The organism is Actinopolyspora lacussalsi subsp. righensis, from assembly GCF_900116555.1.
Taxonomy (GTDB): Bacteria; Actinomycetota; Actinomycetes; order Mycobacteriales; family Pseudonocardiaceae; genus Actinopolyspora; species Actinopolyspora lacussalsi.
Genome location: NZ_FPAT01000004.1, coordinates 174,841 through 189,570 on the forward strand (window position 1 = coordinate 174,841; position 14,730 = coordinate 189,570).

Annotated in this window: 15 protein-coding genes and 1 CRISPR repeat array; of the genes, 5 read left to right on the forward strand and 10 right to left on the reverse strand. The window is 68.2% G+C overall.

The genetic code is table 11. From position 1 onward, the window contains the following. Nucleotides 1-19 precede the first annotated feature (19 nt). Complete coding sequence (locus tag BM394_RS09165) at nucleotides 20-310, reverse strand: hypothetical protein (protein WP_092976694.1); 291 nt, start codon at nucleotides 308-310, stop codon at nucleotides 20-22. A gap of 147 nt (nucleotides 311-457) precedes the next feature. Between BM394_RS09165 and BM394_RS22760 the strand changes: the two genes are divergently transcribed. Beyond that, a complete protein-coding gene (locus BM394_RS22760; RefSeq protein ID WP_175530031.1) occupies nucleotides 458-625 on the forward strand; it encodes a hypothetical protein in 168 nt (55 codons plus the stop codon). A gap of 86 nt (nucleotides 626-711) precedes the next feature. Here the strand turns inward: BM394_RS22760 and menD are convergent, their stop codons facing one another. Continuing rightward, a complete protein-coding gene (gene menD / locus BM394_RS09175) occupies nucleotides 712-2,433 on the reverse strand; it encodes a 2-succinyl-5-enolpyruvyl-6-hydroxy-3-cyclohexene-1-carboxylic-acid synthase (RefSeq protein ID WP_092976700.1) in 1,722 nt (573 codons plus the stop codon). A 192-nt stretch (nucleotides 2,434-2,625) separates the two neighbouring features. On the opposite strand from menD, the gene menE reads away from it, so the two are divergent. Next, nucleotides 2,626-3,831 carry an o-succinylbenzoate--CoA ligase gene (menE, locus tag BM394_RS09180; protein ID WP_092977203.1) on the forward strand — a complete coding sequence of 402 codons (1,206 nt, stop codon included), beginning with the start codon at nucleotides 2,626-2,628 and terminating at the stop codon, nucleotides 3,829-3,831. A 123-nt stretch (nucleotides 3,832-3,954) separates the two neighbouring features. Beyond that, the gene (locus BM394_RS09185) at nucleotides 3,955-4,827 is read left to right on the forward strand and encodes a 1,4-dihydroxy-2-naphthoate polyprenyltransferase (RefSeq protein WP_092976703.1); all 873 of its coding nucleotides are present in this window, start codon (nucleotides 3,955-3,957) and stop codon (nucleotides 4,825-4,827) included. 48 nt (nucleotides 4,828-4,875) lie between these two features. Here the strand turns inward: BM394_RS09185 and BM394_RS09190 are convergent, their stop codons facing one another. From BM394_RS09190 to BM394_RS09225, 8 genes are all read right to left on the reverse strand, one after another. After that, a complete protein-coding gene (locus BM394_RS09190; protein ID WP_092976705.1) occupies nucleotides 4,876-5,352 on the reverse strand; it encodes a hypothetical protein in 477 nt (158 codons plus the stop codon). 10 nt (nucleotides 5,353-5,362) lie between these two features. After that, entirely contained in the window at nucleotides 5,363-5,797 is a 435-nt protein-coding gene (locus BM394_RS09195; protein ID WP_092976708.1) for a hypothetical protein, read from the reverse strand. Between the two features lie 49 nt (nucleotides 5,798-5,846). Continuing rightward, nucleotides 5,847-6,830: a WXG100 family type VII secretion target gene (locus tag BM394_RS09200; RefSeq protein WP_092976711.1), complete on the reverse strand. Its 984-nt coding sequence runs from the start codon at nucleotides 6,828-6,830 to the stop codon at nucleotides 5,847-5,849. A gap of 136 nt (nucleotides 6,831-6,966) precedes the next feature. After that, nucleotides 6,967-7,296, reverse strand: a complete 330-nt coding sequence (locus BM394_RS09205; RefSeq protein WP_092976714.1) for a hypothetical protein — start codon at nucleotides 7,294-7,296, stop codon at nucleotides 6,967-6,969. Nucleotides 7,297-7,435: 139 nt separating this feature from the next. Beyond that, nucleotides 7,436-8,041 (reverse strand): DUF3558 domain-containing protein, encoded by a 606-nt coding sequence (locus tag BM394_RS09210; RefSeq protein ID WP_092976717.1) that lies wholly within the window; start codon nucleotides 8,039-8,041, stop codon nucleotides 7,436-7,438. Between the two features lie 266 nt (nucleotides 8,042-8,307). After that, nucleotides 8,308-9,624, reverse strand: coding sequence for an MFS transporter (locus BM394_RS09215; RefSeq protein WP_092976720.1), 1,317 nt, complete (start codon nucleotides 9,622-9,624; stop codon nucleotides 8,308-8,310). 410 nt (nucleotides 9,625-10,034) lie between these two features. Then, nucleotides 10,035-10,552: a CRISPR direct-repeat array (repeat unit 29 nt; unit sequence CGTAGGCCCCGCGCACGCGGGGATAGACC). A gap of 58 nt (nucleotides 10,553-10,610) precedes the next feature. Continuing rightward, on the reverse strand, nucleotides 10,611-11,084 hold the full coding sequence (locus BM394_RS23675; RefSeq protein ID WP_425427651.1) for a hypothetical protein: 474 nt from the start codon (nucleotides 11,082-11,084) through the stop codon (nucleotides 10,611-10,613). Further along, nucleotides 11,081-12,409 (reverse strand): helix-turn-helix domain-containing protein, encoded by a 1,329-nt coding sequence (locus tag BM394_RS09225; protein ID WP_139235180.1) that lies wholly within the window; start codon nucleotides 12,407-12,409, stop codon nucleotides 11,081-11,083. The genes BM394_RS23675 and BM394_RS09225 overlap by 4 nt, the downstream gene beginning before the upstream one ends. Before the next feature lie 416 nt (nucleotides 12,410-12,825). On the opposite strand from BM394_RS09225, the gene BM394_RS22765 reads away from it, so the two are divergent. Together BM394_RS22765 and BM394_RS22990 are read left to right on the forward strand one after the other, a co-directional pair. After that, complete coding sequence (locus BM394_RS22765; protein ID WP_175530032.1) at nucleotides 12,826-12,966, forward strand: hypothetical protein; 141 nt, start codon at nucleotides 12,826-12,828, stop codon at nucleotides 12,964-12,966. A 188-nt stretch (nucleotides 12,967-13,154) separates the two neighbouring features. Further along, nucleotides 13,155-14,726, forward strand: a complete 1,572-nt coding sequence (locus BM394_RS22990; protein ID WP_245780070.1) for a radical SAM protein — start codon at nucleotides 13,155-13,157, stop codon at nucleotides 14,724-14,726. Nucleotides 14,727-14,730 lie beyond the last annotated feature (4 nt).

Below are 14,730 nucleotides of genomic sequence, written 5' to 3' on the forward strand. Positions count from 1 at the left end.
CCGGGTGCGCGAGAAACCGTCACTCCCTGCCGGGCATGGCCGGTCCGATGTGGTCGTGATCGCGCAGGTGCTGCAGCAGGTCGAGCACGGCCTCGATGCTGGTCCCCGCGATCGGGCCGCGCCGGTGCGGGATCGGCACGTCGGTGTAGGTGGTGTAGGCGATCCACCCGGCAGGATCGACGTTGTACATGACGCTGCCGAGGTGGTCCCCGGCGACGTAGACCTCGTAACCGACGGTCGCCCGCTCCTGGTCGACGATCGGTTCGTAGTGCTGGTCGGTGATCTCCTCGGCGGTGTACAACCGGGCCATCGCTGCTCCCGTGGTCGGATTCCGGCGTAACGGCACCGCGCGCGTTGGTGGCACGGCAGCCCCGTGATCCGACAGTCTCGCACCGACACCGATCCGACACGAGGGGTGTTCACCCGACCGTCCGGCGAATTCGATAAAACCGGACGCGTGGTCACCGAAACCCGCGATCATCTGATCGAACGAATCCGGCGGGACGTGGCAGCGGCCTGGAGCGCCGGAGAATCCGCCGTAGAAGAACCGCTGGCCGAACGCCGTACAGCCGCCGCTGTCGAGATCTCGGAGGCAGCGCATGTCTGGCCGTCGCGACCCGGTTGAACGTCCCGGCCGTCACCGCTGATCGGGTTTGGAAGGATCCGGATATCGGCGTGGAGGTCCGACTGATTCGCTGATTTCGGCTCCGCTCAGCCGAGCACGGCGGACGCGACGGCTTCCGACAGCCGTTCCCGCAGTTCGCGCTGCCCGTCACGCGCGGTGCGGACCTCGACCACCCGCAACCCGGACCGGTAGCGCAGCGCCGCACCGAGGTCCCCGCCGTGGTCCACCGATCGGTGCGGCACCCCGTGCGCCGCGCACAGCGCCGCCAGATCGGTGCCGTGCGGGGTGCCGAAGACCCGCTCGAACGGCTGGGCGTAGGCAGGGTCCCCCTGCTCTAGCAGCGAGAAGATCCCGCCGCCGTCGTCGTTGCACACCACGATCGTCAGGTCCGGGCGCTGTTCGTGCGGCCCCAGCAGCAAGCCGTTGGTGTCGTGCAGGAATGTGAGATCACCCAGCAGCGCGTAGGTGGGTGTCTCGCGGGCCAGGGCCACGCCGAGCGCCGTGGAGACCGTGCCGTCGATGCCCGCCACGCCCCGGTTGCGGTGCACCCGCACGTCGGGGCGCGCTCTGGCGGACAGCGCCACGTCACGTGCGGGGTTCGAGGATCCCACGACCAGCGTGGAGTCGGCCGGAATCTCGTCGAGCACTCGGGCGGCGACGACGGGGCCGTGCGGACCGGACTCGCGGTCGAGTGCGGCTGCCAGCTCCTCCCCCGCCTTCCGGTCGGCCGCCGACCACGCTTCCAGCCACGCCGGGTCGGGAGTCACCGCCGTGGGGTCCACCGAGTCGGCCAGCAGCGAGACGTCGTGCGCGGGCGCGGGCCAGGTGTCCGACCGCCCGTGCAGCAGGACCGTCTCCACCTTGCGGTCGGCCAGCAGCCGCTGCACCTGCCGGAACACCGTCGGCCTGCCGACGCAGACGACCAGGTCGGGGCGGTGGGCGCGGAGGAACTCGGCGAGTTCCAGCAGCCACATCCCGGTGGGCAGCAGCGTCTCCCCACCGTGGCCCACACCTCCGGTCTCGGCGAGAACCGGCCAGCCGAGTCGTCTCGCCCAGTCGAGATCGTGCTCCCCGCCGTCCGCGGCGAGCAGCACCAGCCCGTACGGCGATTCGGGCTCGTACCGGGCGGGTTCGTGCGGTGCCTCGGCGAACTCGGTCCAGGGGCGCCCGTCGGGGCGTCCCGCCAGGGATTCGCACCACTCCGGTCGGTCGGTGGCGAGCTCGCCGTCCGAGTCGGTCGGGACGGTCGCGGCCGGTTCGTCGGGCACGAGTGGTTCCCGGAACGGCAGGTTGAGGTGCACCGGCGCGGCCGGGCGAGCACCGCCGAGGGCCGCCCGCACCGCCCGGCAGGTCTGGCCGCGCCAGTAGGCGTGCTGCCCGGGGCGGTTCTCGGCGACCGCCAGTTCGTCGAACCACCGCACCGAGGTGCCGTAGAGCCCGTGCTGGTCGATGGTCTGGTTGGCCCCGGCCGCGCGGAGTTCGGGGGGCCGGTCGGCGGTGAGCACGAGCAGCGGCACCCCCGCGTGCCCCGCCTCGGTGACGGCTGGGTGCAGGTTCGTCGCGGCGGTGCCGGAGGTGCAGACCACGGCCACCGGTTCCCCGCTCGCGGCGGCGATGCCGAGGGCCAGGAACCCCGCACTGCGCTCGTCGATCCGCACGTGCAGCGCGAGACGTCGCCGGGACGCGGCGCGGTGCAGCGCGAAGGCCAGCGCGGCGTTTCGCGACCCCGGGGACAGCACGGCGTGCCGCAGCCCGTTGCGCACCAGCTCGTCGACGAGCACCTCGGCCTGGGCCGTGGCGGGATTCAAAGGATCACCCCGGTGTCCGGGAGAGCTGCGGTGGACTGCTCGTCACTCTACAGAACCTTCTCACCTCCGCTTTCGCAGGTTCTGCCGATCGGGAACCCGGGCGGCGGAGCACGGCGGACCTCGGTGCGGCCGGCACGGAGACGGGAGCGGGGACGGCGGAACCACGGCCGGGCCGGGCGGACAATGGAGGCCATGAGCAGCGCCAGAGAACTCCGCCCCCTGACGATTCCCCGTGATCCGGGCGAGCTGACGGCGGTGGTAGCGGAGCTGCGGAACGCGCTGGACGGGACCGGCCCGGCGTTGCTGCCGCTGGCGGCGGACGACCCCGCCGCCGGGGAAACGGCCCGTGCGCTCGGCGCCGGGGAGCCGCTGGCCACTGTCGAGGACTCCGAGTCGGATCCCACGAGCCTGGTGATCGCGACCTCCGGCTCGACCGGCGCGCCCAAGGGGGTGCTGCTGCCCGCCTCCGCGCTTCGTGCCTCCGCCCGGTCCACCCACGACCACCTCGGCGGCCCCGGTCAGTGGCTGCTGGCGATGCCCACCCACCACATCGCGGGAATCCAGGTGCTGGTCCGCTCGATCGTGGCTGGTCACACCCCGCGAGCCGTGGACACGCGGGAGGGCTTCACCGCCGAGGCGTTCGCCGACGCGGCCGAGCCGCTGCTGAGCACCGAAAACCAGCACTACACGGCGCTGGTGCCCACCCAGTTGGGGCGGCTGCTCGACGCGGCGAGCGATCCGCGCGGGCTCCGGGCGCTGCGTACCTTCGACGCGGTGCTGCTCGGCGGCGCGGCGGCGGCACCGGGCCTGCTGGAGCGGGCGCGCGCGGCGGGGGTGAACGTGGTCACCACCTACGGCATGAGCGAGACGGCGGGCGGCTGCGTCTACGACGGCACCCCGCTGCCCGGTGTCAGGGTTCACGTCGAGTCCCCGGAGCCGGGGCGGATCAGCCTGTCCGGCCCGACACTGGCGCGTGGTTATCGCCGCTCCCCCGACAACCACGGCTCCGATCGGGCGGCGTTCGAGACGGGGTGGTTCCGCACCGGTGACGTCGGACAGTGGCGCGACGGGCACCTCGAAGTGCTGGGCCGGGCGGACGACATGATCGTCACCGGCGCCGTCAAGGTGGTGCCCGCGGTGGTGGAACGCGCGCTGACCGAGCACCCCGGCGTCCGCGAGGCGTGCGTGCTCGGCGGTCCCGACCCGGAATGGGGGCAGGCCGTGCTGGCGGCCGTGGTCCCCGAGCGCACCGTGCCGGACGAGCGGGAGCTGCGCAGGCGCGTCCGGCAGCGTCTCGGCGCGGCGGCGGCCCCGAAACGGTTCGTGGTGCTCGACGAGCTGCCGCTGCGCGGGCCGGGCAAACCCGACAAGCGGGCGCTGCTGGAGCTGTTCGGCTGACCGCTCCGCCCCTCGTGCGCTCCTCGTACGCACCGCGTCGCGCACCGTCACCGCTCGGTGACCGAGATCAGGCGCGACACCCTGGGGCGATATCACGGATCACCGGTGCGCGAGGATTGCCGCATGGCCTCAGTCGCTGAATGGGTTGAAGGTGTTCGGGTCCGGACCTGGCCGAACGCCGTGGCTCCCGTGATCGCGGGTAGCGCCACCGCCGCCGGAGCAGCCGGATTCGACCTCCCGTTGGCGTTGTTGTCGCTGGTGGTGGCGCTCTCCCTGATCACGGGGGTCAACTTCGCCAACGACTACTCGGACGGCATCCGCGGCACCGACGAGGTGCGGACCGGGCCGCGACGGCTCGTGGGATCCGGCTCGGCACGTCCGGGCAGTGTGCTGGGAGTGGCGCTGGGCTGCTTCGGCATCGCCGCGGTCGCCGGGCTGGCCGTGCTCTACCTGAGTGGTCACTGGTGGCTGCTGTCGCTGGGAGCGGTCAGCATCGCGGGAGCCTGGTTCTACACCGGCGGCAAGCGACCCTACGGCTACGCCGGCTGGGGCGAGCTGGCGGTGTTCTGCTTCTTCGGCCCGGCCGCCGTGCTCGGCACGATGTACGTGCAGGCCGACAGCATCAACGGTTCGGGGATCGGCGCGGCCGTGGCGATGGGGGCGTTCTCCAGCGCGGTGCTGGTGGCCAACAACCTGCGGGACATCCCCACCGACCGGCAGAGCGGCAAGCGCACGCTGGCGGTGCTGCTCGGCGACCGGGACACCCGGACGCTGTACGTGACCCTGGTGCTGGCGCCGTTCCTGATCACCACGCTGACCGGGCTGCGGATCACGCCCGCCCTGCTCGGCTTCCTCGCGCTGGCGTTGGTGATATCGCCGATACGGCGGGTGACGCGCGGCGACACCGGGCTGAGCCTGCTTCCGGTGCTGCGCGACACCGGGTTGGCGATGCTGCTGTGGGCGGTGGCGACCGCGGTGGGGCTGACTCTCGGTTGAGAGCCCCGGATGCCGGACCGGGCACCCCGGTCCGGCACCGAGAACGCGTCACCGCCGAACGCGCACCAGCCCGTAGTGCCAGATCAGCGCGAGCACCAGCGGGATCGCGGCGATCGCGGCGGAGCCGAACTGCACCAGCCGCGAGGTCGCCAGCTTGTACATCGTCAGTGTGGCCCCCGACCTGATGGTCACCTGCTCACCGCAGGTCACCGTGGCGGCGCCGGAGAACCACGGCTGGTACTGCCGGTAGGAGACGGTGGAGTCGTTGCGCGGACTCCGGATGTTGCGTCGTTCGCCGCTGTCGGGAACGACCTCGCAACTGGCCCATCCGTTCTTCCTGAGGTTGTCGGTGAGCGCGATGGTCTTCCCGCTCCAGCGGTACTCGTCCGCGTTCTCCTCGGTGACCCCGCGATCGGAGTACACCGTGGTGGCGTTCAGCGTCGCGGCCCCGTAGAGCACCCCGAACCCGGCGACCACGAGTACGACCCAGCCGATCGCCAGGTACAGCGCTGCTTTCCGTAACATCCGTCCTCACTCACCAGTTACCGCTCCGCAGGAACGAATCAGGCGGTTCCTCGTCGTCCTGTTCCGGGGCCCGGTTCGGATCGTTGGCGATGATCTCGGTGGCCTCGTGCCCCTCGTCCAGCATCTCCTTGACCTGCCGCATGGCGGGCACACCCTCCTCGAAGGCGCGCCGCACCCCCTCGTCCGCCACCGCCCGGCCGCTGGTCACTTGCTGCCAGCTCAACTCCCCCTCGTCGATGCGCCGCTGCAACTCGGCGATCCCGGCAGGAGCCTCACCCCGCCGGACGAGCTGTTCGATCTGTTCGGTCTGCTCCTCGGAGAGCTCCGCTTCCGGTAGTTCGTCGTTCATCTCCTCGGCACGCGCCGCGACGCGCTCCGCGTCAGTCACGGCCTCGTCGAGTGCGGCCTCCGCGTCGCGGATCTCCTGTGTTTTCCAGTCCCGCAAGTCCTCACCTCGGGTTCGCCGGTTTCGACGGGTTCGGTGGAGTCCGGCGTCACAGATTTCCCGCCATGCTCGTGCGGCGGCCCGAACCGTGCTGCTCACCGGACCGCTCCGGCGACTCGGTTCCACCCTGTTGTCGCGCACCGCCCCGCTGCTCCGCATCGCCCTGTCGCACCGTGGTGTTTCCGTTCCCGCCCATGTCCGAGGTGGTCTGCCGCACGTCGGAGGCACCACCGCGCACCTGCGTCGCGCCCTCTCTCACCTGGTTGACCCCGTCCGTCACTCCGGACACGGCACCGGTGAGCTCACGTGTTCGGTCCAGCGCGACGTTGACGGCGTCACCGGTACCGCGCGGACCATCGCCACTGGCGACCTCCTGAATCCTGGCGAGTGAGGTTCCGGTGGATTTGACTCCCTCGATCACCTGCTTCACGCCCTGGTAGATCCGGATGATCGCCTGGATCATGTCCATGATCATGAACACGATGTCGATGCACTGGATCACGATGCGAACCGCGTTGGCCCAGCCCCCGACAGGCACCCAGGCCGTGCAAGCCGCCTGGATCAGCCGGTTCACGAGCTTGTCGATCAGCTCCAGGATCTTCGAGCAGAGCATCTTCGAGGTATCGGCGGCCTTGGTGAAAGCCGTGCTCACCAGATCGGCCGCCGCCGCGTCGGCCTCCAGCGCGACCGTCCAACCACCGACCATCATGGACTCGAAAGCCGCAGCGGCGGCACCGTCCCAGCTCTGCCGCAGATCGCTGACACCGTGGTTGAGGTTGCGCCGCACCGCCCGCAGCGACTCGCCTATGTCGTTCCACGCCTTGGCGTTCTGCTCGATCTTGGCGAAGTCACCGGTGATGGGCGAGATCAACGACTCGACGAGGTTCTGCCCCGCGACCTGCTCGTAGATCCAGTTGACCCCCTGGACCTGCCAGCTCGCGTCCTGGATGGCCGATTTCAGGGTTTCCGAGTCCGCCTGCCCGGTGCGCTGTTCGAGCTTCGCGATCGGATCGTCCACATCGGCGAATGCCATTCGTCCCCCTCGTAAGACTGCCCCGTAATGGCTCGCACCGGCCCCGGCCCCGGGAAATCTCCCGTGGTCGCTCCTTTCGGAGCCCGACACGGTGATGGGGCCGACCGGTGCTGTCGATCGTTCTGACGCCGAGTGCTCAGGGCCGCATCCCGCTCAGGGCTGTCTCTATGCCGCTGAGCAGCTGTTCGATCTCGCGTTCACGTTCTTCGTACTCGGCGGCCGTGTTGTCCAGCTCCTCCCTGACCCGGAGCAGCTTGGCGTGCGCCAGGCGCAGGGTTTCGGAGTAGAGCGCGGTGGCCCCCTGCACGACCGGGATCAGGGACGCCATGACGCCGGTGAAACCGCTGGTGTCCGAAGCGGTCTCGTTGGCGTAGCTCTCGATACCGTTGAACGACTCGGCGTTGCGCCGCAACAGACCGCCGTAGTCGCGGAGCCGCGACGGTACGGCTTCGACTCTCTCCGACACCGTTTCCCCCTCTGCGGAGCCGTTCCGGACGTGGCCGGACGCGTCTCACTCGTTCGGACCACGACTGTGACGCGACCGCACGACTTACGGTTCCGGGAGAAACCGATTTTTCGAGTCGGTGGTGGATCGAGCTTTCCGCTCAGTGCGCCACGGAGTCCAGCACCAGGCGCGAGATCCGCTCGGCGGCCTCGCACTGTTCGGTGCCGGCCTCCTGTTCACTGACCACGACCTGCAGGGTGGCTCCCGTCACGTCGGAGTAGACGGTGCAGTCGTTGGCGTAGGAGGTTCCGCTGGCGGCGACGGGGAAGTCGGAGAGCCGTTCGCCGCCGAGCTGGTCGAAACCGTCGGGCTGGGCGGCGAGGAGCACCGAGTCGTCGGCCTCGCTGCCCTGCTCGGCCGGAAAGCGGCAGCCGCGCACCGGAGGATCGAAGCTGACCTCCTCCGGCTGACCGTTGCCCACCGCGAACGCGGGCTCGCGCAGCTCGGCGGGCTCGACCAGCGAGCACATCCGCTCGGCGGAGAGTTCGGCCAGCTTGTCGCGCTGCTCCGTCGGAGTGGTGGGGGTGGCCGAGGACGACGGCGCCGGTGTCGACGTTCGCCCGGTGCCGGTGGAATCGGTATCGGTATCGGTGCTGCCGCCACCGCCGCAACCGCTCAGAAACACCAGCAGCGCGCCCGCGCAGGCCGAAACGCGGGACATCCCGGTGCGTCCGAACCGGGAGCCGACGCCAGAAGCACAAGACATGCTCCCCAGGATGCCCTAGACCGCCACACTTCGCGGCGCCTGCGCGATTTCTCGAGAAATTGACGCCGACCGCACTGCCACGCCTGGGCGCACCGTCGATTTCCCGAGAAATCGACGGTGCCGTGCCGGAAAGGGGACCGCGGTCCCGGAAAAGCGGCCACACCGCTGCCGGCCGGACAGCGGTGCGGCCACTGTGCACTCCGAGGGCGCTCCGGCGACGAACGAACCGGGAGCGCCCTCGGTGCCCACTTCGGAAACCGGAGTTCCTAGTGTTGCGCGGCCGGAGTGGTGGCCGCCTCGTCGTTGGTGAGGTCACGCTTGTAGGTCTCGGTCAGCAGGTAGGCCGAGCCGAACGAGATCACCGCGAGCACGATCACGTAGGCGGCGATGGACATCGCCGAACCCGTGGTGCCGTACAGCCAGGTGCAGATCATCGGGGCTATGCCGCCGCCGAGGATGGACGCGAGCTGGTAGCTCACCGAGATGCCGCTGTAGCGCAGCCGGGTGGAGAACAGCTCGGAGAAGTAGGCGGACTGGGGGCCGTAGACCGCTGTCCGGCACAGCTGCATCACCATGCCGCCGAGCAGGTACAGCATGATCGAACCCGTACCCACCAGCATGAAGTAGGGCACGGCGATCAGCGCCATCACGGCCATGCCGCCGAGCACCATCCTGCGCCTGCCGAAGAAGTCGGACAGCAGCCCGAACAGCAGCATCAGCGGTATGTCGACGAAGCTCAGCAGCGAGTTCGCGTTGAGCACCGTGGTGCGCTCGAACAACCCCTCCTGCGTGGTGTAGAAGACCATCCAGGTGCTGGTGATGTAGAAGGTGGCGTGCGTGCCCAGGAACATGCCGGTGGCCAGCAGGATCGTCTTCGGGTGCGAGCGCAGCGCCTCCAGCACCGGCATCTTGGCCTTCTCCTTGGTGTTCATCACCTGTTCGAAGACCGGGCTCTCGCTGATCGTGATGCGGATGACCAGCCCTGCCACGATCAGCACGGCGCTGAGCAGGAAGGGAATCCGCCAGCCCCACGCGAAGAACTGTTCGTTGCCGACGCTGGCCGAGATCGCCGAGAAGGTGAGGTTGCCCAGCAGCAGCCCGGCGGGCACGCCGACCTGCGGCCAGGAACCGTAGAAACCGCGCCGGTTCTCGGGGGCGTGCTCGACGGCCATCAGGGCCGCGCCGCCCCATTCGCCGCCGACACCGATGCCCTGGGCGAAGCGCAGCGTGACCAGCAGCAACGGTGCCCAGACACCGATCGTCTCGTAGGTGGGCAGCAGCCCGATGAGCAGCGTGGCCACACCCATCAGCATCAGCGACCAGATCAGCATCGGTTTTCGTCCGAGGCGGTCGCCGAAGTGGGAGAACACGACGCCGCCCAGTGGGCGGGCGATGAAGCCGACGGCGAAGGTGGCGAAGGAGGCGATCGCACCGACCATCGAGTCGAGTTCCGGGAAGAACAGCTTGTTGAACACCAGCGCGGCGGCGGTGCCGTAGATGAAGAAGTCGTACCACTCGATGGTGGTGCCGATGAGGCTGGCGAAGGCCACTCTCCGGGAGTGGGGTTGTGACGTACCGACCATTTGGTATGCACCCTTCGTGTCGAAGCTAACGGGGACTCGCACGGACAGGTGGGTGTGGCGCAGATAACTAACGCTGTAAGTTTTGGGAACGTTAACGGCGGAGCGCGGCAATCACAAGGGGGCGGCGGAACTCGATCTTGAAAAGGACGAAAAGGACCGGCGCCAGCAGAGCGGGCGCCGACGGAGAGCGGGAACGCGCGGCAGGGGCGCGGCGGAAGAGCGCGCGACCGTCTTCCGGGGGTCAAGCCGCCCCGGCACAGCACGGTCCACAATGGTCGTACGCTGTGGCGGGAGAAGTGGCTCGCGGGGACGATCCCCGAGCCTCGTCGTCATGACTGACGATCTGGAGGAGGCCGGAACGAAGTGGTTCTCACAGCGCGTTCGCGCCGCTAGAATTCCAGGTCAGTGAGTGTAGGCCCCGCGCACGCGGGGATAGACCCTCACTCGATCACTCTCCAAGGTAAGTAAGAACGTAGGCCCCGCGCACGCGGGGATAGACCCTCGTGCCACCGTGTTTCGGTGGGCATCTCGCCGTAGGCCCCGCGCACGCGGGGATAGACCGCGCTCACGCTCAGCCTCGTCCTCCGCACGCTCGTAGGCCCCGCGCACGCGGGGATAGACCACAGGTCTGTTCTGCCTGACGCGGCTGCGGCGGCGTAGGCCCCGCGCACGCGGGGATAGACCGCTTGAGCAGTACCAAGCCGAAGTCGCCGACGTGTAGGCCCCGCGCACGCGGGGATAGACCCCGGGCGTGCGGCTTGTCGAGCAGCCGGTTGATGTAGGCCCCGCGCACGCGGGGATAGACCCGTGATCCACCTGTTTTGTTCGTGCATGAGTTCGTAGGCCCCGCGCACGCGGGGATAGACCACGGAGCCTGTCGTTTTCGGTGGGCACTCATAAGTAGGCCCCGCGCACGCGGGGATGGACCTACGTCAGTCAGGGGTATTTCCGGATTGACACCGTAGGCCCCTCGGGAGTGCTCGGGATCAGTCGCGGCGGGCGCCCTCCGGCCAGATCACGGTGGTCGGCAGTGCACGGTCCTCCGCCGCCGCCACGATGTCGGCGGTCCCGCCGTAGCCCCGTGCCGGTTCGCCGTCCCACACCGCGATCAGCCGGTCGGCACGGTCGATCATTTCGAGGCTGGCGTCCATGTGGGACCGCGAGGTCGATTCCACGTGGTTGAGCCGCACCACGTCCGAAGCACGTGCCATGAGGGCGTCGTAGATCGGGTGATGCTCTGCGGGAAGCCCCTCCCGGTACTGAGTCGCGGGCACGATGACCACGAGCTCTCCCCCGTGATCGAGCACAGCCCGGGCGAAGAGGCTGTCGGCGCCGTCCGCCAGGCAACTCAGCCCGACGACCTCGGGAGTGCTCGCTATCTCATCGCGGAGCGCGGTGTCCACGAGTTGTTCCGTATCGCCGGGGAGACCCCGGTGTCCCGTGATAGCTAGCTTCGTCACCACTGGTCCTCGTCGTAGAGCTTGGTCAACATCCGATCGAGATCCTCGACCTCACGACCGCCCTCCGGCAGCTCGGATCGCAGCGTCCGGACGTTCGACACGATCCGCTCAGAACGGTACCGCTTGCCGACCCGCAGCGCTTCCAAGCCGAGTTTGGCGGCTTCGTCCTGATGAGCTGCCCGTGCCAGTAGTAACGCATGCTCGACCTTCGCGAGCGCCTGGGGCTTGGGAGCCGCCATCGACGGAACGACGGCAGCGTAGACACTTCTCGCCGCCGAGACGTCACCGAATTTCGCCAGCGCACTGGACTGATAGCGAGCCACCTTCGCCGCCGTGAAAGCGAACACCCACGGCCATCGGGCCTCGCCGGCATGTCGATCAGCGAGGCGTTCCGCGGTGGTGAGCGCTCCGGTCATCGCCGCTCGATCTCGTAGCGCGCCGAAGGCGACCGCACGCAAGGATGCGAGCCATGCTCGGGCGGCGACCGGGCTACTGTTGTCGAGCTGACGAGCCGCCTTGTCGAGCAGTCGCACACCCTGGTGCGGGTCACCGATCTCGACGGCGAAGTGTCCGAGGCTCCCAATCATGTAGGACACCAACAGGGGATTCCTGGCTGACTCGGCGAATCGGATGCTCTCCTGGTACCGCGCACGCGCGAGGACTGTATCGCCTCGGTCAGCCGCGAGCCACGCTGAGAAACCAGCGACCTCGCTCAGAGCGGCGAATCCACGAGCATCATGCAGCTTGTCCCGAACGACCTGCTTCACCAACCGCAGATGCCCTTCAACGGCGGGTGCGAGATGCCGCGAAGAGACCGACGCTTCCATGCGCCGATAAGACTCGGTCGGTGCGGATATCGACGCGACGAGCCCGTCGCTCGTGTCCGCCGCCGCACCCGTACCGCGAGTTCGTGCCAGCGCTACGCCGACACCAAGCCCGAGGGTCGTTCCGAGGTAGGTCCTTCTGTCCACGTTCTCAGTGGTACACCCGTTGCCACTTCGCCTGAACCCGAGTTCGAGGTCTGAGTCGGCATTCAGGATGTGCCGTAGTGCTTGCCGATAGCGAGCGGCAGGCCAACGGATGACGCCGCGCTCCCACTTGCCGATGTGGTTGGCGTCGACCTCGGTGATCTTCTCCGTCAGCCGGTAGGTCTGGGCGTTCACGGCTTCGGCCAGTTCCTGGCGGGTCATCGGCTGACCTGGTGATGACGGCGACCCAAGACGTTGTCGTGCAACGCGTAGGGCTTCGTTGGGCTCCGGCACACCTGCTCCTCTGATCAGTCCGTTTCTGACAGTAACTGACCGAATACAAGCGGAGAAATTCAACTCTCCCAGAACTCTCCCCTTGCGCTCCCAACTTCGCTCCCTCCCGTCCCGGGGCGCGACGACGGAGGCTCGTCGTGTCACTGCCAAAACGGTGGAGAGGTCGGACCATGCGGACACCCGTATCGATCGCGCTGCCCGCCGCGACCGCGAACGTGCGAGCGACCCGTGCAGTAGCGAAACGTCCGTTCGTACGCGAGCAGCGGGCTCCGCGCCGAACGCGGCGCACTACGAGACTCTTCTGGGGGCGACACACCGAAGCGTATCCGGGGTTCACGTACGAACACCCGCACACAGCGCCATCACACGAACGCCGCTGGCGGACCACGCCTCCGAAGGCTCGGACCGAGGACGGTGCACGCGTCTACGCGGTGGGCCTGCGAGGAGAGTTCGTTCGGCACGAAGTGCCTGAGCGCCCGGTGACGCAGCTCTATGAGGGCCGCGAAGTGGTCATCGCCGAGTGCGGCTGCCTCGCCTTCCTGTTGTTCGGTGTTCCTCCCGGCCGTTACGAGCGCTGTCCCAGCTGCCCAATTGATCAGGAGACGTTGCCGCACCGGTAACACCGAAGTCGGACCTACTCGACCTGCTCCGCTCCGCCCCACGGGCTGTAATCAACACAGGAGATCGAATGATGTCGGATCTTGCCGCGAACGTTCCGACCTATGTGAACAAGGATGCGACCTTGCGAATCAAAGTTGTGGACGCGTGCGGGATGACATGCACGTTTTGCCACAACGAGGGCACGCCAGTGGTGGCTGACAATCGGCGCCGAGCGTCGGGGGAGTTCGTCACCGCGGGCAAGTCGGGGCGTGTGTCCATCTACGCGGCGAGTAACGGGGCGAATTTCTTGCCCACGACAGTTGAACCGAATAAGGAATACCAACGTGCGCTTCGTGCGCTGCGTGGACTCGGACTGAGCGAGTTGCACATCACGGGAGGCGAACCCACCCTGCACCCCCGGTTGGCAGAGGTCGTGCGCCTCGCTCGCGACGCCGGGTATCGAGTGCGCATGACCTCGAACGGCGAGAACGGCGCCGAGGTGCTCGGGGCGTGCGCTCGCGCTGGGCTCGATCACGTGAACTTCTCGGTGTTCGGCACCACGGCGACCGAACTCGCTCGAGTACAGAGCACGCGGTTTCAGGACACTGCGCGGGCCGAGAAGAAGATCGAGGCACTGCGTGCTTCCATCGCGGCTTGCGAACGACACGGCATCGGAGCACGGGCGAACATCGTCGTGCTCGACCACACGCACGTCGAACGGGTCCACCTGTTGCTCGACGAGTACTCATCGGCGATCTCGGTACGCCTGTTGAACAGCCTCGACCACGGGACGGCCTCCGTCGACGCGATCGAGCGCGTCCTCACCGAGCGAGGCGCGGTCGCCGTAGCGGACCACGTAACGGCGGGCGTCTCCGGTGCACGGACCGAGTACCGCATGGCTGACGGTCGGCACATCTCGTTCAAGCGGCTGCGTCCCACACGCTTGCCGGACACGTGCGCCGGGTGCCGGTTCAACAACGGCACCGACTGCCAGGAGGGCTTCTACGGCCTGCGCCTGTACCGAGCTCGCGATGGCCGGTGGATGGTCGGCGTCTGCATCCAACGGATGGACCTGTGCCAACCTCTCGACGAGTTCCTGTCGGGGCAGCTCGCCAGCGAGGTCGTACGGTTCCGCGAAGCGGAGTACGCCCGGCTCGCTCGGCACGCTACTTCCCCGACTCAGCACGCGCCGCACTCCTCACAGCAACGAAGGGATCATCACGTCATGGCGATCGAGCACGAGGCGAAAGTACTGGAGATCGATCCGGACGAGTTCGAACACCGCGTCGTCGCACTCGGCGGACGCAGGATCGACAAGGCATGGCAACGCCGCTACGTCTACGACATCGTCACGGGAGATCAATCGCGGTGGGTTCGCCTGCGAGACACGGGTGGCGAGACCACGCTCACGATCAAGGAGATCGCCGACGACGGCATAAGCGGCACCACCGAAACCGAGGTCGCGGTCTCGGACTTCGAGACGACCAACGTCCTGCTCGACAAGCTGGGTTACCGCCCGAAGGCGTACCAGGAGAATACGCGGGTACGGTTCGAGCTCGACGGCGCCGAGGTCACCATCGACGCATGGCCGCACATACCGCCGTATGCCGAGATCGAGGCCGACAGCACATCGGCGGTGCTCGCGGTCGCCGACCGGCTCGGGTACGCCGAGCAAGATCTCACCGGCGAGAACACGACCAAGATCTATGCCCGGTACGGCATCGACCTCGGTTCGATCAGCCACCTGGCGTTCACTGCGGACGCCAACGTGAACCGGTAAGGCA

Excerpts from the sequence above, each read along its gene's own strand:
- menE (WP_092977203.1), top strand. The coding sequence starts at position 2,626 with ATGAGCAGCGCCAGAGAACTCCGCCCCCTGACGATTCCCCGTGATCCG.
- BM394_RS09185 (WP_092976703.1), top strand. The coding sequence starts at position 3,955 with ATGGCCTCAGTCGCTGAATGGGTTGAAGGTGTTCGGGTCCGGACCTGG.
- BM394_RS09215 (WP_092976720.1), bottom strand. The coding sequence starts at position 9,624 with ATGGTCGGTACGTCACAACCCCACTCCCGGAGAGTGGCCTTCGCCAGC.
- BM394_RS09190 (WP_092976705.1), bottom strand. The coding sequence starts at position 5,352 with ATGTTACGGAAAGCAGCGCTGTACCTGGCGATCGGCTGGGTCGTACTC.
- BM394_RS09200 (WP_092976711.1), bottom strand. The coding sequence starts at position 6,830 with ATGGCATTCGCCGATGTGGACGATCCGATCGCGAAGCTCGAACAGCGC.
- BM394_RS09210 (WP_092976717.1), bottom strand. The coding sequence starts at position 8,041 with ATGTCTTGTGCTTCTGGCGTCGGCTCCCGGTTCGGACGCACCGGGATG.
- BM394_RS09165 (WP_092976694.1), bottom strand. The coding sequence starts at position 310 with ATGGCCCGGTTGTACACCGCCGAGGAGATCACCGACCAGCACTACGAA.